This window comes from Streptomyces sp. NPDC007875, from assembly GCF_042868035.1.
GTDB lineage: Bacteria > Actinomycetota > Actinomycetes > Streptomycetales > Streptomycetaceae > Streptomyces > Streptomyces antimycoticus.
Window position 1 is genome coordinate 64,997 of the sequence record NZ_JBIADZ010000024.1, and the last position, 17,828, is coordinate 82,824.

The window sequence follows — 17,828 nt, forward strand, 5'->3', positions numbered from 1 at the left end:
GTCCCAGTGTCCCGCGACGGCTCGGACGATGGTGACGACGTCGGGGGCGTCGTGCGGCGGACCGGTGCCCGGCGGCGACCGGCCGCTGACCTGCGGTGTCACCGCAGAAGCAGCCACGGCCGGGTTCTCCGCATCCACCTGTAGAACGTTTGCTCGATTACGCGGGTACGCTGCACACATGGGTGCGTATCTCCAGGGCTCGCTCTTCGATCAGACCAACGACATCGGCCTCGGCTCGCTGCGCGGGATGCGCAGGACCGAGCTCGGGTCCGGGGCCTGGGTCGATCTGCTGCCCGCGTGGCTGAGGGGAGCGGACGACCTGTTCTCCCGGCTCGTCGCCGAGGTCCCCTGGAAGGCCGAGCGGCGGCATATGTACGAGCAGGTGGTGGACGTCCCACGGCTGCTCGCGTTCTACGGCGCCGAGGACCCGCTGCCGCACCCCGTCCTGTCCGAGGCCCGGGAGGCGCTCTCCACGTACTACGCCACCGAGCTGGGCGAGCCCTTCACCACGGCCGGGCTGTGCTACTACCGCGACGGCCAGGACAGCGTGGCCTGGCACGGCGACCGCATCGGCCGCGGCAGAAGCGAGGACACCATGGTCGCCATCCTGTCCGTGGGTGCGCCCCGGGACCTGCTGCTCCGCCCGCGTGGTGGCGGCAGCGCCATGCGACGGCCGCTCGGCCACGGCGACCTGCTGGTGATGGGCGGCTCCTGTCAGCGGACCTGGGAACACGCGATCCCCAAATCCTCCCGCGCCACCGGCCCACGGATCAGCATCCAATTTCGCCCCAGCGGCGTGAGGTGAAGCCGACTGCCTGACCACGGTTGTCCGCCGTGCGCAGCCGCTGTGGTTGTTACGCTGCGGCGGTGATTCTGCCGACCGTCGACGAGGTGCGTGCGCTGCACGGGAAGTACGCGCCGACGCGTGGCGCCTTGGATCTTGTGTACACCCACTGCGAGATCGTCTGCCATATCGCGGAGCAGCTCATGGCGCGCTCCGGGCTACGGCTCGACGTCTCCCTCGTCCGCGCGGGGGCACTGCTTCACGACATCGGTGTGTATCGGCTCTACGACCCAACGGGCCGGCTCGACGAGGGCAACTACATCCGCCACGGAGTCCTCGGCCACGAGATCCTCCGCCAGGAAGGCTTTCCGGAGCCCCTGTGTCGCTTCTGCTCCCACCACACGGGCGTCGGCATCACCGGGGACGACATCCGCGCACAGAAGCTGGATCTCCCGCCGGCCGATTACACCGCCGACACCACCGAGGAGCAACTGGTGATGTACGCGGACAAGTTCCACAGCAAGACCTCGCCACCGAAGTTCCTCACCGCCGACTCCTACGCCACCTACGTGCGGAGGTTCGGCAGCGACAAGGTCGATGCGTTTCAGCTCCTGCGTGAGCGGTTCGGCGAGCCCGACCTCACGTCCCTCCAGGCGCGGTACGGCCATCCGCTGTCCTGAGTCGGGGCCGGGCGCGGCTGATTTTGGTCCAGACCATTGACATATATGGCTCGGGACGCTGTCATGAGGGACCGTCAGCTCTGGAGCGTGCCCTCGGGTGGATGTCCTCATCCGGGGCCGGACCTCGGAGAGTTTCTCGTGCGTCAAGATTGTCATGATCTTGACAATGTCGAAAGAGGCGACATGCGGAAAATCATGACCGCCCTGGCCGCCGCGGCCGTCGCGGTCCTGGTGGCGCTGAGCCCCCCATCCGGGACCAGCGCGGCCGCCACCCCCGGCGCCGGAGTGGACCTGCTGTCCCGCGCCGCACCGGCCGCGGCGGTCGATCATACGGTCACGTTCGTCAACGACACCGGGAAGACCGTATGGATCGGCAGTGATGTCAACAACGACGGATCCAAGCCGCTCGCCGCGTTACCCACGATGGAGCCCGGACAGTCCGGCACGGTGACGATCCCCGAAACGGCGGAACCCGGCCACTGGCGTGGCAAGTTCTTCGCCCGCCAGGGATGCACCGGGACATCGGGCAGCACCTTCCACTGCCTGGTGGGGGACTGCGGCACGTTCGCCGATCACTGCGAGCGAAGCGAACAGCCCACCAGCCTCGCGGAGTTCAACTTCGACACCAAGGACGCGCTCGCTCCCTGGTACAACGTCAGCTACGTCAACGCCTTTTCGCAGCCGGTCACCATCGCCCCGAAGAACGCCACGGGCGGCGGCGGATGCGGCACCATGGGCTGCTCGGAAAATCTGCTGCCGCTGTGTCCCCCCGACAATCTGACGCGGTGGCCGGACGGCAAGCCGATGCTGTGCACCAGCCCCAACCGGGACGCCAAGACGCCCTACAGCGACATGATCGCCGCCCATTGCCCCAAGGCCTACGGCTGGTCCAAGCAGGACCAGGAGCCGGGCAACCAGGTGATGCAGCAGTGCGCCCAGTGCAGCGGTTTCACCGTCACCTTCCACAGCGCCGCCTGACCGGCCGGTCCGCCGCTTCGCCCCAGGACCGGATGAGGAAGGGAGACACAACGTGCGCAGGATGCGCAGGATACGCGCTCTGGCCGTACTGCTGGCGCTGCTGACCCTGCTGACCGCGGGCAGTCAGGCGGGCGCCACCGGCGCGGCCACCGCCGCGCCGAAGAAGAAGGGCGTCAGTGCCTGGAACTTCAACGGGGTCACCGCCGCGATGTCCGACGCCAAGGTCGGCTGGTTCTACACCTGGGCCTCCGGCCGGGAGCAGATCAACGCCCCGGCCGGTGTCGAGTTCGTGCCCATGATCTGGGGGCCGGGCTCGGTGACCGACGCGGAGCTGGACCGGGCAAAGAGCGAGGGCACGACCCTGCTCGGATTCAATGAGCCGGACATGGCCGGCCAGGCGAACATGACCGTGGAGCAGGCCCTCGACCTGTGGCCCCGGTTGCAGTCGACCGGTATGCGGCTCGGCGCCCCCGCCGTGGCCTACGGCGGCGACGTCGCCGGTGGCTGGCTCGACCGCTTCATGAAGGGCGCCGCCGACCGCGGCCACACGGTCGACTTCATCCCGCTCCACTGGTACGGCGCGGACTTCGATCCCACCCGCGCGACCGACCAGCTGCGGAGCTATCTCCAGGCCACGTACGACCGCTACAAGAAGCCGATCTGGCTCACCGAATACGCGCTGATCGACTTCTCGACCGGTACGCCGAGGTATCCGACCCCGGACCAGCAGGCCGCCTTCGTGACCAAGTCCACCGCCATGCTCCAGGGGCTGTCCTTCGTCGAGCGGTACGCGTGGTTCACGCTGTCCGCCGATCGCGGCGGCACCGGTCTCTACAACGGCGGCACGCCCAACCAGGCGGGCGCCGCCTACCGCGCGGCCGGCTGACGCACGGCCCACACGCGCTCACGCCACACCACGACAACCCGAAGTGAGGTCCTCCGCCATGCGCAAGGGAACGCTGATCGGCCGAGTGGCGGCCGCCGCCGTCGCGCTGACCGCCGTGCTGGGTGCCGCCCCGGCGGGCACCGCGGCGACCAGCGACACCCCGCCGGCCGGTGAGAACTGCTGGGCGACGCACTACGGCTACATACCCCCCGGCGCCTATACCGCCAGCGGGGAGCTCTTCGACAACAACGCGGACACCGCGGCGACCTCTCTGAGCCGCGATCCGCAGTTACCGTTCGGAACCAAGGTGAAGGTCACCAACGTCGCGAACAACGCGTCGCTGGTCGTGCGCGTCAACGACCGAGGCACCTTCGCGTGGACCCCGTCGGTGCCCAAGTGCCTCGACCTGACCGACGGGGCGTACGCCCGGCTCGGTGGCGTGCTCGACCCGGACTCCGGCCACATTGTGGTCAAGGAGGAAATCGTGCCGTGAGCCGATTGAGACGGTCCCTTTCACGCCGGCCGACGGCCGGGTGACGCGGTCATGTCCGCCCCGCGACGCCGTGTGGGGCGGACATGACATAAGCAGGCGCGCGAGGACGATCCGCCCTCCAACACCGGCTGTCCGCTTGAGGAACCGACCGTCGTGCGCCGGAGGCTTCCCTCTTTCCGGGGGCTATCCACCGGAAGCGCTACCCACCGACGTCAGGGCCAAGTACTCTCCGTAACGATACGGGAACGGGATGGGTGCGATGAAACGGGGTAGCGGGGGTGCGGGTGGTGGCGGAGGCCGGTGACAAGGTCGCCGACCGATATCTCCTCCAGGAGCCCATCGGGAGAGGCGGAATGGGCGTCGTCTGGCGGGCCCACGATGAGCTGCTGGACCGCCAGGTCGCGGTGAAGTGTGCCCGTCCGGACGACGACCGCGCGGCGCTGCGACTCACCAACGAGGCACGCAACGCAGCGCGGCTGCACCATCCGCATATCGTCTCGGTGTTCGACTTCGTGGAAGAGAACGAGGTCTGCTGGATCGTCATGGAGTACGTGTCCGGGGGCAGCCTCGCGGACAGGGTGCGCGACCGTGGTGCGCTCACCCCGGAGGAAGCGGGCTCCATCGGCTGCCAGATCGCCACCGCGCTGGCGAAGTCGCATGCCGAGGGCGTGGTGCACGGCGACGTCACCCCGGAGAACGTCCTGATCACCGAGGACGGCGTCGCCAAGCTGACCGACTTCGGCATCTCCCGGGCGCTGTGGAGCCAGGCCACCGTGACCCGGACGGGCGGGGTGCGCGGCAAACCGCCGTATCTGCCGCCCGAGGTGGCCAGGGGGGACGCGGCCGACCGGAAGTCCGATGTCTTCTCCCTGGGCGCGACCCTCTACGCGGCGATCGAGGGACGGTCCCCGTACGGCGAGGCATCGCACCCCATGGCCTATGTGGCACGGGCCATCGAGGGCTATATCGAGACCCCGCACCGGGCCGGCCCGCTGGTGGAACCGCTCACCGCGCTGCTGAACGTGGAGCCCAAGCGGCGCCCCGCCGCCGATCAGGCCGCACGGTTGCTGCGGCGAGTCGCCCCGTCGTCCCCCCACCTCGAACACATCGAGGACACTTACGAGGACCCGCACGACGGCCGCACGCTGGACCGCACCCCGTTCACGATGCGGCTGCTGCCGTCGTCGGTCCGAGGGGCGTGGCGCCGTCCGACCCGCCGGGTGGTGATCACCACGACCGCGGTGGGCACTGCCGCGGCCTTGGTTGCCTGGGCCGCCCTCTTCGGCCCCTGGGGCGGTGGGCACTCCGACGAGAGCGGCGGGTCCGGGAAGGACGGCGGGAGTGGTGCCTCCGGTACGGCCGACTCGCTGTCACAGGCGGGACGGGCCGGCACCGTGGGCGACGCGCGGACGGCCGACCCCTGCAAGCTGCTCAACGCGGCCTCGCTCAGCCGCTTCGGCGAGACCGTCATCGACCCGGACTACGGCGAGATCGATCGATGCGATGTCGTGCTGCACGGCGAGAGCGGCGATGACATCGCCGACGTCCAGCTCAACTTCGACGCCGACCCGCCGGAGCCGGGCGGTGACGTGCCCACCCGAAGGATCGGCAACGTCACCGTCGGCGCGTTCCAGCGCGAGGGGGACGAGTGCGTGCGGAACATCGCCTCCGCCGACCGGAAGCAGATCTGGATCATCACCGAGCGGTTGGACACCCCGGCGCCCGACCCGTGCCAACTGGGCGACGCCGCCACCGACTACGCGGTCAGTGTGCTGGACCGCGGCCAGGTCCCCCGGCGCTCGGGGCAGCCGGTCGCGAGCTCCCTGGTCAGCGGAGACGCATGCCGGCTGCTGGACGGCGACGAGCTCAAGCGGATCGCCGGCGTGCGGGTGAAGGACCGCGACCCGGGCTTCGGGGACTGGCGGTGCGAGTGGGCGGACAGCTCGGACGCGGGAGTGGAGCTGGAGTTCACCCGGGACAATGACTTCTCCCCGGAGGACGGGCAGCGGGCGGAGATCGCCGGGAAGCTGAGCTCCGTGTCGCCCGAGGAGTGGGACGACGACTCATGCCTCGTCCGGGTGCTGCACCGCTCGTACCGCAACTCCCTCGGTGATGACACCGTTGAGTTGATGTCGTTGAACGTCTACGGGCCGAAGCCCACCAAAAAGCTCTGCCAGACCGCCAAGGCGCTCGCCGCCACGGCCGCGAAGAAACTACCGAGTTCATGACCACGCCTCCCGGCAGCGACCGTCGTACCACCGGGCGGGCCCCCGCCGCCCGCCGCCCCGCCACCGGCCGTCCCGCCGCAGGCGGCCGCCTTCTGCCCGCCGCGCACGGCAGCCTGGCCCGCGGTGTGACCGCGCCGGTGCCGGGCACCGCCTTCGCTCTCGCGCTGACCGGTGGCATGACCTTGGGCCCCGGCGACGGCCGTGAGCTGCTCTTCGGGCGGAACCGCCCCGAGGTGCACGTCTGTGTGGGCGAGGACGACCCCCAGGTCAGCCGCTGCCAGGGCAGCCTGACCCACCGCCATGGCCGCTGGTGGGTCGCCAACAGCGGCCGGCTGCCCCTCCGCTTCCCGACCCGGCTGCTCTTCACGGGCGAGGAGCCACTGCCCCTCGAGAGCGGCTACACCCCGCTGTTCGTCCGGGGCTCGCGGGACCGTGAGCATCTGCTGGAGGTGTTCGTCAGCGGCCCCGAGGCCGAGCGGCCCGTAGCGCTGCCCGGGGAGGTCACCCGCCCGCCTCGGGTATGGGTGCTCACCGATGAGGAGAAGCTCGCGCTCGTCGTCCTCGGCCAGCGGTATCTGCTCCACGAACCCCGGCCGCAGCCCCTCACCTGGAAGCAGACGGCCGCCCAGCTGGCGGAGTTGCGCCCCGGCGAGGGCTGGCGGGAGAAGCGTGTCGAGCACCTGATCAACCGGGTCCGCATGATGCTGTCCCGGGACGGAGTGCCCTGGCTGACCCGCGAGGAGGTCGGTGAACCGGTCGGCAACGCGCTCAACGACCATCTGATCCGTGTCCTGATGATGTCGACCACGCTCGTCCCCCCGGACCTGGCTCTGATCGACGCCGCCTGACCGCCCGGCCCGCGTCCTCGGTGCCCGCCGCCCCGCCGGTCATTCGGTATCCGCGCCGATGGCCTCCAGCATCGGGAGGCGTGCTGCCTGACGCCCCGGCCAGAGCGAGGCGAGAACACCGATCGCGGCGCTCGCGAGGAAGAAGAGGGCCGCCCGGTCCCACGGGATGACGAGCGGAACGACCTCCTGGCCGAGGACGGCCGCCGCGCCGATGGCCGTACCGGCGAGGACACCGAGCGCGGAGCCGAAGAGCGAGATGGTCACCGACTCCAGGCGCAGCACCGATCCCACGCCGGCGCGGTCCAGCCCGATGGCCCGCAGAAGTCCGATCTCCCGGACCCGTTCGAAGACGGCCATGCCCATGGTGTTGACCACCCCGAGGGCGCCGATCAGCACGGTGACGCTGAGCATGGCGTACATGATGTTGAGGAACGGCGCGGTCCGCGCGGTGGCGGCGGCCCTCGCGTCGGCGCGGTCCTGGACGAGCAGCGCCGGGTTGTCCAGGGTGCGCCGGATCTCCTCCCGGAGCGCGGCGGTACGGCCGGGGGCGGCCTTGACCAGGACCGAGTCGATGGTCGGCCGGTCCTCGGCGCCGGCCGGACGCGGCAGGGCGCGGTCGGAGACGAGGGCGGGGCTCAGATCGTCCGGGCCGTCGTAGATCGCCACGACGGGCAGGCTGGTGCGGGTGCCCGGCGTACGCGCGCTCGCGCCGGTGAAGGTGCCGCTGACACGGGAGCCGAGCCGCCAGCCGTGGGCGGCGGCCAGCTCCTCGGTGACGGCGATGCCATGGCCGAGGCGGTCCAGCGACCCCTCGCGGACGGACAGCGAGGCCGCGCGTTCCACCGCGGCGGGGTCGACCGCGGTGACTTCCAGGGACGTCTTGTGGGGGACGTCGAGGTAGGTGTGGATGACGGGTGTGACGGCCTCGGCGTCGGCGAGCCGCCCCACCCGGGCCGCCGTGCCCTCGCCGATCTTCCCGAAGTCGACGGCCGTGATCCGCAGGTCCGAGGTCATGGAGCTGTCCACCTCCTGCTCGTCGAAGCGGTTCACGGAGGCGACGACCACGGTGACGGCGGTAACCATCGCCAGACCGACCATCAGGGTGGTCGCCGTGGCCGCCGTACGCCGTGGATTGCGGCGGGCGTTCTCCACCGCCAGCTTGCCCCGGATGCCCGCCAGCCGGGTCAGCGGGGAGCGCAGCAGCCCGGTGACGCCCAGGGCGAGCAGCGGAGTGAGGACGATCAGGCCGACCAGCAGCAGGGGCACGGCACCGAAGAGGAGGTCCGGCTCGCCGACGGCTGCGGCGACCAGCAGCGCTCCGCACGCGGTGACGATCAGCCCGATGGTGTTGCGGCGGCGCAGCGAGGCGGCGGTGGACGGCTGGACGGTCCGCAGCGCCGCCACGGGCGCGACGGCCGCCGCCCGGCGGGCCGGGACGTAGGCCGCGAGGACGGTGACGCCGATGCCGACGGCGAAGGCCGCGAGAAGCGGTTTGACGGACCACGCCTGCACGGCGGCAGTCCCCGCACCGGAGGTGTCGAACAGGCTGCCCAGCAGGTTCGCGGCACCGATGCCCAGCCCGTAACCGATGGCCGAGGCGGCGGTGCCGACCATGGCGGCCTCGGCCAGCACCATCCGCATCACATGGTTCCTGGTGGCGCCGACCGCCCGCAGCAGCGCGTGTTCCCGGGCACGGGCCGCGCTGAGCATGGTGAAGGTGTTGGCGACCAGGAAGGTGGAGACGAACAGGGCGACACCGGCGAAGCTCAGCAGCAGTGTGGTGAGCTTGTCCGTGTCCTTCTCGGAGGCGGCCCCGGACTCCAGATCCGCGCGGGTGACCGCTCGCAGTCCGGAAGGCAACAACTTCTTTGCCTGCTGGGCGAGTTGAGCATCCGATGTGCCGTCGGCGGCGGTCAAGGTGATCGTCGAGTAGCCGTTCGGCGTGGGAGCGAAGTGCCGTTGTGCGGTGGCGGTGTCGAAGGCGGTGAGCGTACCGCCGGAGTCCACGCGGCTGTCATGGGCGGTGAAGACGCCGACCAGCCGCGCGTCGCGGGCTGTGCCGTCCACGACGATGCGGACCCTCGCCCCCACCCGGTACCCGGCGCGCTCGGCGGTCCGCCGGTCGACGGCGATCTCGGTGGCGCCACGGGGGCCGCGGCCCGCGGTGAGCGGATAGCGGACGTCCTCGCCGCTGTCGTCGGGCACATAGTTGACGCCCGCGGCCTGGTACAGATCGCCCACCAGAGTGCCGTCGGAGCCGACGAGGAAGGAGCGGCCCTCCACCACACCGCGCGCCGTGGCCGCCGACGGCAGCGCCCGGAGCCGCCGCAGAAGCGTGTCATCGAGCGGGTGTGCTTCGGAGGGGTCCGCGGCAGGGGAGTCCGCGGTGATCGAGACGGACGCATCGGGCTGGGAGTTGGAGTGTGCGCGGTTCACGGCCGCTTGGACGGAGTCGCCGTAGAGCAGCGACCCGGTCACGAAGGCCACGCCGAGCACGACGGCGAGGGCGGGCATCGCGAAACGGAGCCGATGGGATCGGAGGGTGCGCAGGGCGGTGCGGAACATCGGTGGCCTTCGGAAGGGATAACGGTCGGAAGGGGCGTGCCGGATCACGCTCGAGCGCTCTCCGGTCGCCCGGATGCCATCCTTCGCGAGGGCGCGGCGCGGCGGATCCACCGGAATGCCGACGCGATCCGCGCCCCTTCCCCGGTTTCCTCGGCCGAAAGTCTGATGTGGCGACGGCGCTCCGGCCGTAGCGTGACCTGCCATGATCTCCGAGTTCCGGTCCCGCTTCCGGTCCCGATTCCGTTTCCGGCACCTGCGGCTGGGCGTGATCGGCGTCAGTCTGGTCGTCCTCGTGGTCCTGGAGGGGCTGAACGCGCCGCTTCCGCCGATGGCCGTGGCGACGATGGTGTCCGGGGTGCTGTGCCTGGCCGCGTTCGCCGTGCCGGAACGCCTCTTCACGCGCTACACCATCGGCGCGGCGGCCGTCTCATGCGTGCTGACCGTGGTGGAGGCGCAGCTGTCCCAGCGTCCCCCGAACACCCCGGGCCTGGTGGAGCTGGGTGTGCTGCTCCTGCTCATCACCCGTGCCGTGCGGCGCTGCCGGCCCCTGCGAGCGGTCGGGCTGGTCGCGGGATCCGCACTCGCCGCCGTGATTCTTCCCCTGCGGATCGACGCGTGGGACAACAACCTCCTGAACTTGATCGCCGTCATCGCGGTCTGCGCCGTGCCGTTCATGGTGGTGGCGGGGCTGTGTCTGCGTCTGTACGACACGCTGCGGGAGCGGGAGCGCGAAGCCATCCGGCAGGGCCAACGCCTTGAGCACGCACGGGAGTTGCACGACTTCGTGGCCCACCACGTCACGGCGATCGTCGCGCAGACCAAGGCCGCGCGCTTCACGGCCGCGGCCGGCCATACTCAGTCTCCGGAGGACCTGGACCGGATGCTCGCCCAGATCGAGCGGGCCGGATCCCAGGCGCTGGGGTCGATGCGCGCCATGGTCTCCAGCTTGCGGGACCACACCACCGCCTCCGCCGCGACCCGGCCCACGGGCGATCCGGCGGGGCTGCGCTCTCTGCATGGCCTCACCGAAGAGTTCTCCGAGGTGGGGCCGCCCGCCGAGCTGACCCTCGCCCCGGGACTCGCCGACCGGCCGCTGTCGCCCGGCATCATCACCACCGTCCACCGGGTGGTGCAGGAGTCGCTGACCAACGTGCGCAAGCACGCCACCCGGGTCGGCCGGGTCGAGGTGCGGATCGGTGTGCGGCCTGGCGACCCGGAGCGGCTGGAGGTGTCGGTCGTCGACGACGGGCAGGGCGGCGCCTCGCCCGCCGCTGAGCGGTCGGCCGAGGGGAGCGGCTACGGTCTGGTCGGCCTGGCCGAGCGGGTCGAGAAGGTCAACGGGCGTATCACCACAGGGCCGCGGGACGGCGGCGGCTGGCACGTCGTGGCGGTCCTCCCCCTGGACAAGGCGAACAAGGCGGACAGCGCGGACGCTGCGACCTCGGGCGAGGCGGCCCCGAATGTGACCTTCTCCGGCTGACGGCCCGCGCGCCTGCGATCATGCGTGACATGACGATCCAGGTGCTCATCGCCGACGACCAGGAGATGGTCCGTGCCGCCTTCCGCATGATTCTCGACTCCCAGCCGGACATGCGGGTGGTCGCCCAGGCGGCGACCGGTGTCGAGGCGGTCGAGCAGGCTCGCCGACTGCGGCCCGACGTCTGCCTCCTGGACATCCGCATGCCCGAGCTGGACGGTCTGGAGGCCACTCGGCTCCTCGCCGGTCCCGATGTGCCGGACCCCCTCAACGTCCTCATCGCCACCACTTTCGACCTCGATGAGTACGTCTACCGGGCGCTGCGCAACGGCGCGTGCGGCTTTCTGCTCAAGGACGGCGCGCCCGGCCTGCTCACCGAAGCGGTACGGGCCGCGGCCTCGGGCAACTCGCTGATCTCCCCGTCGGTGACCGTCCGCTTGCTCGCGCACATGGGACCGCACCGCGACCGGTCGGTCCCCTCCGAGGCCCGTCCGGCCAGCCGGGGGACGGGCGGCCCGGAGGATCTGATCGAGCCGCTGACCCAGCGTGAACGCGACGTGGTCCGGCGGGTCGCCCGCGGCCGTACCAATGAGGAAGTGGCCGTCGATCTGCATGTCACCCTGTCCACGGTCAAGACCCACCTCGGCAACGTCCAGCGGAAGCTGGCCGCCCGCAATCGCGTCGAGATCGCGGCCTGGGCCTGGGAGCACGGCATGGTGGACCAGTCCTCGCCGAGTGGCGGAGGGTGACGCCCGGCGGCAATCCCTGATGTGTGCGCGTTACCAGGTGCGGGCGGCGCGCTGAAGCCGCTCGCGGACCCGGGCCACGTCCGGGTTGGCGTCGGCGCCCGGCCGCTGCACGAGGAAGAGCGTGTTGACCGGCGGCTCATCGGGTTCATGGAGCAGAACGAGTCCGCCGGACGTGAGTTCGTCCTGGCACAGGTAGCGGGGGAGCACGCTGTAACCCGCGCCCGCGGCGACGGCCGACACGGCCCCGCGCAGATCCGGCACGGTCACCGCGGCCTGGGCGGTGAGCCGCTTGCCGAAGACGTTGCGCCAGTACCGGCGGGCGATGGGGAGGTCCTCCGCGTAGGTGATCAGCGGTACGTCACGGACGGCGGCACACGGCCCGTCGGCTGCCAGCCGCTCCCCGATGCGCCGGGCCCAGTCGGGCGAGGCGACCAGCACATAGTCCTCGTCCGCCAGCGGCAGCGAGGTCAGCGCGCGGCCGCCGGGGCGTCTGGTGGCGATCACGAGATCGTGGTGTCCCGCGCGCAGCGCGTCCAGTAGCGGATCGGTCAGCCCCATGGCGATCCGCAGCCGCAGCCCCTCGGCGACCAGCGAGGCGAGTGCGGGCAGGGCGCGGGCGCACAGCAACTCGGCCGGCCCGGCCAGATGGACCGGGATGGCGCGTCCGGTGAGTATGGTGCTCCGGCCGCCGAGCGAGGCGAGGGCGTCGAGTGGCCCGGCGATCTGCCCGGCCAGATCGTGGGCGAGGTGGGTGGGTTCCACACCGCGCGGCATCCGGGTGAACAACTCGCGCCCGGTCTGCTGCTCCAGGGTGCGGATCTGGGCGGTGACGGTCGGCTGGGAGAGTCCGAGCAGCGGCGCCGCGGCGGTGAACGAGCCGGAGCGGTAGACGGCCAGAAAGGTGCGCAGCAGATTCAGATCGGCATGCGGCGGCGTCCGCCCGCCGCCGATGACGAGGTCGCCGTCCTGGTGTGTGCCGTCCTCCATGCCGCCCAGCATAGAGAGGCGTACGGCTCTTCTTCCATCGGAATCCCGATGCCGACGATCGACTCACCTATTGGCATTTCGATGCCCAGTGGATCTACCTTCGAGCACGCCGCCAGGACGGCGGCGACACATGGGGGCGGTAACGCCCCAGGAGATCCCAGCGATCACACGTACGGCGGGTGATCGCATCGAGGAGTGAGCATGGCGAAGATCCTGTTCGTGATGACCGGTGCCGACCAGTGGACACTGGCCGACGGTACCAAGCACCCCACCGGCTACTGGGCCGATGAGGCCGTTGCCCCCTATGAGGCGTTCAAGGCCGCGGGCCACGAGATCACCGTGGCCACGCCCGGCGGTGTCGTCCCGCCCGTCGACGCCGCCAGCCTCAGCCCCGAGGCCAACGGCGGCCCGGAGAACGCCGCCAGGATCAGGAGCGTCGCCGAGACCGCCCCCGAGTTCCGCGCCCCCATCGCGCTGAGCGAGGTGCGCCTGGACGAGTACGACGCCGTTCACGTCCCCGGCGGCCACGGCCCCATGGAGGACCTCGCGGCCGACGCCGACTCGGGCCGGATCCTCACCCTGGCGGTGCGGAGCGGTATGCCGGTGAGCGTGGTCTGCCACGGCCCGGCGGCGCTGCTGGCGGCGGTCACCGAGGACGGCACCCACGCCTACGCCGGTTACCGGATCACCGCCTTCACCAATGAGGAGGAGACGATGGCCGGCTTCGCAGACAAGGCCAAGTGGCTTTTGCAGGACCGCCTGACCGAGGCGGGCCTGACGGTGCGGGTCGGCGAGCCCTTCGCACCGCATGTGGAGGTCGACCGCAATGTGATCACCGGCCAGAACCCGGCCTCCTCCGGCCCGCTCGCGGACGAACTGCTCAAGAAGCTCGGCTGACCTCTCATCCCTCTTCCCCGTCCACCGGACCGGTGGACGGGCCGTGGGATCACCGGGAGGTGATCGCCTTCACGTTCCGAACCGGGACGTGGTCCGAACAACTGCCTAGGCGCTACGGGGCGCGGACGACTTGGGCGGCGGTTGCCAGCCCTGCGTGAGGATGCCGAAGATTGCGTCGACGGCGGCTCGGCGGTCCTGCTGACCGCGGGCCAGGGCCGGGATCTCGAGTACGAATCGGGCAAGAGCCACACATGAGAGGTCGTCGTGGTCGACGCCGAGCTCGTCGGCGATGGCTGCGCTGAGGCTGTCGGTGTGCCGGGTCCACATGCGTTCGGCGTATGCGCGGAGTGCGGGCGTGGAGTCCACCAGGTTGGTGAACTCGGCCATCCGCGGATGCGCCGTGATCGGCAGCCAGGAGTCGAGGACATGCTGTCGGAGGGCATCGAGGATGCTCTGATCGGCGGCTCGCTGCCGCACCGCCGCGATCACTTCCGACTCCCGGTCCTGCTCCCGGTCGAATACCAGCGCTTCCTTGCCGGTGAAGTGCTTGAAGACCGTAGTGGTCGACACATCGGCCGCGTCGGCGATGTCACGGATGCTCACCTGGTCGTAGCCGCGTTCCAGGAAGAGCTGCAGCGCGGCGTCGGCGATCGCTTGGCGGGTGGCCGCCTTCTTGCGTTCGCGGCGGCCGACGGGGGGCTCGGTCATGGCTTGAGCATATCCGATAGTTGCATCGAGAGCTAAGTGGACTCGTTGCACTTTTCTACTGGGTCTGCTTTTCTGAGGTCTGCGAGAACCCGAGCGGCACCTCTTCCTCGGCATGCTCCTCGTCTGCACCGCATCGCTGGTCGCCGTCCTGTGCATCAAGAAGGCCCGGTGCGAGGCATGTCCGAGGCCGAGAGTGATGCCGGAACGCCCGGCCCTGCTCGCCTCATGCCCCCTCTTCGCCGGTGAAAGGAACCACCATGATCTCCCCAGAGCCTGCCCGCGCCCGCATCAGCATCATCGGTGCCGGGCCCGGCGGTCTGACCTGCGCCCGCATCCTCCAGCAGCGCGGCATAGCGGTCACCGTCTACGACCGCGACTCGGGCCCCGGCGCGCGCGACCAGGGCGGCACCCTCGACCTGCACGCGGACAACGGCCAGATCGCCCTGCGCGAAGCCGGCCTGCTCGACGAGTTCTTCAAGCTGGCCCGCCCCGAAGGGCAGGAGATGCGCAAGTTGGACTCGGTCGGCACGGTGACGTTCCATCACATCCCGGAGGCCGACGAGCTGTTCAAGCCGGAAATCGACCGCGGCCAGCTGCGCAATCTGCTGCTCGAGTCCCTGCACCCGGGAACCGTGCACTGGGGCCGCGCCCTCGATAGGGTCAGCGGGCCCGCCGATGGGCCGCGGCAGTTGTCCTTCGCCGACGGCACGACCATCGAGACCGATCTGGTCATCGGCGCCGACGGCGCCTCATCCCGGGTACGCCCGGCCGTGTCCCCCGCCGTGCCGGAGTACACCGGGGTGAGCTTCCTGGAGGCATGGTTCTCCGACGTCGAGAACCGGCACCCCGACATCGCCGAGCTGGTCGGCTCGGGCAGCGCCGGCGCGGCCGACGGCGACCGTGGCCTGTTCGCCCAGCGCAACAGCGGAGACCACATCCGCGTCTACGTCATCCGGCGAGCCCCGGTCGACTGGCTCGCCATGAGCGGCCTGACCGCCGACGACACCGACGGCATCCGCGCCCTGCTCCTCGAGGAGTACGCGCACTGGTCGCCCCGTATGCGCCAGATGATCACCGCCAATGACGGCCCCTACGTCGACCGCCCGCTCTTCGCTCTCCCGGTTCCGCACACCTGGGAACACAACCCGACGGTGACCCTGCTGGGCGACGCCGCCCACCTCATGCCCCCGCTCGGCGTCGGCGTCAACCTCGCCATGCTCGACGCCGGCGAACTCGCCCTCGCCCTCGCGAACGCGGCCACCGTCGATGACGCCATCCGCATCTACGAGAATTCCATGCTCCCCCGCTCCATCGAGACGGCCAAGGCCCTCGAAGGCGGCGCCGAACACCTGCTGTCCGCCGACGTACCCGAGCACTTCTAAAGGCAACAGCGAAACGCCCCAGTCGTCGCGTATCAGACGGGCCCGGCCGTCGTGCCCCGGATGACGAGGTGCGGGGCGACCACGGCCTCCCCGGTGGGTGTCCGCTCGCCCTCCAGGCGGGCGATGGCCCGGCCGACCGCGAGTTCGGCGAGGCGGGGGATGTCCTGGCCGACGGTGGTGAGGTTGATATGGGCCAGGCGCGCCAGGTGGCTGTCGTCGAAGCCGATGACGGAGACCTCGTCGGGGACGGAGACCCGGGCGCGGAGGAAGGTGTCCAGGACGCCGGTGGCGGAGCGGTCGTTGAAGGCGAGGACGGCCGTGGGCAGGGGAGTGGCATCGAGGAGGGCGTGGGCGCCCGCGGCGCCATCCTCCTCGGTGAGGCCGCCGGGCAGGACGCGGACGTGGTCGGCCAGGCCGTGGCGGCTCATGGCGGTGCGGTAGCCGCGGCGCCGGTCGGCGGCGCCGGGTGCCCTGCCGCCGTCGATATGGGCGATGTCGTGGTGGCCGAGGGCCACCAGGTGGTCCACGGCCTGGCGGGCGCCTTCGTCATCCGCGGTCCGCACCACTTCCACGCCCGGGGCGGTCCCGCGCAGCCGGCGGGCCACGGAGACGACCGGGAGCTGTCCGGCGAGTTCGGCGAGCCGCGCGGCCGGGGCCTGCGGACCGAGCAGGATCAGGGCCTCGCAGCGGTCGGCGAGCAGGGTGTCGGTCGCCCGCTGCTCGCCACGGCCCGCGGACACGGCGCTCAGCGCGATCTGGTACCCGGCGGGCTCGGCCACCGCGTAGATGCCCTCCAGCAGATCGGAGTGAAAGGGGTGCTGGAGACCGAACTGCACCCCGAGAAGATGGGACCGGTGGCTGCGCAGCAGCCGGGCCCGGGCGTCCGGCCGGTATCCGATCTCCTGTGCCGCCTTGAGGACCCGCTCACGGGTGGCGGCGCCGGCGCCCTTGGCGTCCCGCATCACGATGGAGACCAGCGCCGTGGACACACCTGCCCGCGCCGCCACGTCCGCGAGGGTGGGGCGCTTCCCGTGGGGGACGGCCGGCGTCGGTGGCACCACTGGTCTTCCTGGTCGAGGTGTCGTCTTCGGGCGGGGCGGGCGGGGTTTCGCCTTCCGGGCGACGATCGTAGCCCAGGGTGAGATGCGCGGCGCCCGGCTTCTATAACGTTCTAGTGATCCAGTCGTCGGCCCTTGACAGGGGTGGCCAGTGGCTGGCGTACTGCTGCTCGTTCACTAGAACGTTCTAGTGGCTGGAACGTTCTGGTCGGTGCCGGGTCGTAGAGAGGGCGAGCAGCGATGTACACGTTGGCGGTCTGCGCCGAGATGGTCTTCCGGGAGCTGCCGGTCCAGGAACGGGCACGGCGCATCCACGATGCGGGCTTCCAGGTCGAGATCTGGGACTGGAGCCGGCACGATCTGACCGCACTGGAGCGGACCGGCGCGGTGTACTCCTCGATGACCGGCTATCTCCACGGCAGCCTGACGGACGAGGACGGGGCGGCCGAACTCCTGCGCACGGCCGAGGAGTCGGTCAAGGTGGCCGAACGGCTCGGCTGTCCCCGGCTGAATCTGCACGGCACCGGGCTGGACGGCGACGGCCTGCCGGTGGTGCCGGTGGCCGGCGCGGCCACCGGTCGGATGTGGATCGCCGCCCACCGCACCCTCACCCGCCTCGCCGAACTGGGCGAGCGCACCGGGGTCACCTTCACCCTGGAGAACCTCAACACCGCCGTCGACCACCCGGGCGTGCCGTTCGCGACGGCCGCCGACACCCTCGCCCTGGTCGAGGCCGTGGACCGGCCGGGCCTGCGGATGAATCTGGACCTGTACCACGCCCAGATCGGCGAGGGAAACCTGATCGAGCTGGTCCGCCGGGCCCACGGCCGGGGCCTGATCGGCGAGATCCAGGTGGCCGACGTACCGGGCCGCCGCGAGCCGGGAACCGGGGAGATCAACTACCCGGCCCTCGCCCGAACCCTCGTCGACCTCGGCTACGAGGGCACCGTGGCCATGGAGGCATGGGCCTCCGGCGACAGCGACCTCGCACTGGAGCGCTTCCGGTCCGCCTTCACCCCCTGACTGACCTCGCGGCCGCGATGCCGTACCGCCCTGATCGCACCTGTTCTCGCCCACGGAACCCACGGCCCACGGAACCCACGGAACC

The 17,828-nt window shown here is 70.9% G+C and carries 16 protein-coding genes; 12 read left to right on the top strand and 4 right to left on the bottom strand.

Annotated elements, in window-relative coordinates:
* The first annotated feature begins 178 nt into the window (after positions 1 to 178).
* The 7 genes from ACFYOY_RS36600 (at position 179) to ACFYOY_RS36630 (ending at position 6,897) form a co-directional block, all read left to right on the top strand.
* Positions 179 to 805 (top strand): alpha-ketoglutarate-dependent dioxygenase AlkB, encoded by a 627-nt coding sequence (locus ACFYOY_RS36600; protein WP_351900178.1) that lies wholly within the window; start codon positions 179 to 181, stop codon positions 803 to 805.
* A gap of 62 nt (positions 806 to 867) precedes the next feature.
* Positions 868 to 1,464: an HD domain-containing protein gene (locus ACFYOY_RS36605; protein ID WP_388591933.1), complete on the top strand. Its 597-nt coding sequence runs from the start codon at positions 868 to 870 to the stop codon at positions 1,462 to 1,464.
* Positions 1,465 to 1,647: 183 nt separating this feature from the next.
* Positions 1,648 to 2,442, top strand: coding sequence for a thaumatin family protein (locus tag ACFYOY_RS36610; protein WP_388591935.1), 795 nt, complete (start codon positions 1,648 to 1,650; stop codon positions 2,440 to 2,442).
* A 61-nt stretch (positions 2,443 to 2,503) separates the two neighbouring features.
* Positions 2,504 to 3,328 (top strand): glycoside hydrolase family protein, encoded by an 825-nt coding sequence (locus tag ACFYOY_RS36615; RefSeq protein WP_351900172.1) that lies wholly within the window; start codon positions 2,504 to 2,506, stop codon positions 3,326 to 3,328.
* Between the two features lie 58 nt (positions 3,329 to 3,386).
* Positions 3,387 to 3,821, top strand: a complete 435-nt coding sequence (locus ACFYOY_RS36620; RefSeq protein ID WP_388591937.1) for a septal ring lytic transglycosylase RlpA family protein — start codon at positions 3,387 to 3,389, stop codon at positions 3,819 to 3,821.
* Between the two features lie 287 nt (positions 3,822 to 4,108).
* Complete coding sequence (locus tag ACFYOY_RS36625; protein WP_351900168.1) at positions 4,109 to 6,049, top strand: serine/threonine-protein kinase; 1,941 nt, start codon at positions 4,109 to 4,111, stop codon at positions 6,047 to 6,049.
* The gene (locus ACFYOY_RS36630) at positions 6,046 to 6,897 is read left to right on the top strand and encodes an FHA domain-containing protein (protein ID WP_388591939.1); all 852 of its coding nucleotides are present in this window, start codon (positions 6,046 to 6,048) and stop codon (positions 6,895 to 6,897) included. The genes ACFYOY_RS36625 and ACFYOY_RS36630 overlap by 4 nt, the downstream gene beginning before the upstream one ends.
* Positions 6,898 to 6,936: 39 nt before the next feature.
* Here ACFYOY_RS36630 and ACFYOY_RS36635 read toward each other — a convergent pair whose 3' ends face one another.
* The gene (locus ACFYOY_RS36635; RefSeq protein ID WP_388591941.1) at positions 6,937 to 9,462 is read right to left on the bottom strand and encodes an ABC transporter permease; all 2,526 of its coding nucleotides are present in this window, start codon (positions 9,460 to 9,462) and stop codon (positions 6,937 to 6,939) included.
* Positions 9,463 to 9,664: 202 nt separating this feature from the next.
* Between ACFYOY_RS36635 and ACFYOY_RS36640 the strand changes: the two genes are divergently transcribed.
* Positions 9,665 to 10,942: a sensor histidine kinase gene (locus ACFYOY_RS36640; RefSeq protein ID WP_388591943.1), complete on the top strand. Its 1,278-nt coding sequence runs from the start codon at positions 9,665 to 9,667 to the stop codon at positions 10,940 to 10,942.
* 20 nt (positions 10,943 to 10,962) lie between these two features.
* Positions 10,963 to 11,688, top strand: coding sequence for a response regulator (locus tag ACFYOY_RS36645; RefSeq protein WP_388591945.1), 726 nt, complete (start codon positions 10,963 to 10,965; stop codon positions 11,686 to 11,688).
* Positions 11,689 to 11,718: 30 nt separating this feature from the next.
* On the opposite strand, the gene ACFYOY_RS36650 is transcribed toward ACFYOY_RS36645, so the two are convergent.
* Positions 11,719 to 12,675 (bottom strand): LysR family transcriptional regulator, encoded by a 957-nt coding sequence (locus ACFYOY_RS36650; RefSeq protein ID WP_351900158.1) that lies wholly within the window; start codon positions 12,673 to 12,675, stop codon positions 11,719 to 11,721.
* A 201-nt stretch (positions 12,676 to 12,876) separates the two neighbouring features.
* Between ACFYOY_RS36650 and ACFYOY_RS36655 the strand changes: the two genes are divergently transcribed.
* Positions 12,877 to 13,572 carry a type 1 glutamine amidotransferase domain-containing protein gene (locus ACFYOY_RS36655; protein WP_388591948.1) on the top strand — a complete coding sequence of 232 codons (696 nt, stop codon included), beginning with the start codon at positions 12,877 to 12,879 and terminating at the stop codon, positions 13,570 to 13,572.
* 105 nt (positions 13,573 to 13,677) lie between these two features.
* On the opposite strand, the gene ACFYOY_RS36660 is transcribed toward ACFYOY_RS36655, so the two are convergent.
* Positions 13,678 to 14,280 (bottom strand): TetR/AcrR family transcriptional regulator, encoded by a 603-nt coding sequence (locus tag ACFYOY_RS36660; RefSeq protein WP_351900154.1) that lies wholly within the window; start codon positions 14,278 to 14,280, stop codon positions 13,678 to 13,680.
* A 257-nt stretch (positions 14,281 to 14,537) separates the two neighbouring features.
* On the opposite strand from ACFYOY_RS36660, the gene ACFYOY_RS36665 reads away from it, so the two are divergent.
* Complete coding sequence (locus ACFYOY_RS36665) at positions 14,538 to 15,662, top strand: FAD-dependent oxidoreductase (protein WP_388591950.1); 1,125 nt, start codon at positions 14,538 to 14,540, stop codon at positions 15,660 to 15,662.
* A gap of 32 nt (positions 15,663 to 15,694) precedes the next feature.
* Here the strand turns inward: ACFYOY_RS36665 and ACFYOY_RS36670 are convergent, their stop codons facing one another.
* A complete protein-coding gene (locus ACFYOY_RS36670; RefSeq protein WP_351900147.1) occupies positions 15,695 to 16,720 on the bottom strand; it encodes a LacI family DNA-binding transcriptional regulator in 1,026 nt (341 codons plus the stop codon).
* Positions 16,721 to 16,960: 240 nt separating this feature from the next.
* On the opposite strand from ACFYOY_RS36670, the gene ACFYOY_RS36675 reads away from it, so the two are divergent.
* The gene (locus ACFYOY_RS36675; protein WP_388591953.1) at positions 16,961 to 17,743 is read left to right on the top strand and encodes a TIM barrel protein; all 783 of its coding nucleotides are present in this window, start codon (positions 16,961 to 16,963) and stop codon (positions 17,741 to 17,743) included.
* Positions 17,744 to 17,828 lie beyond the last annotated feature (85 nt).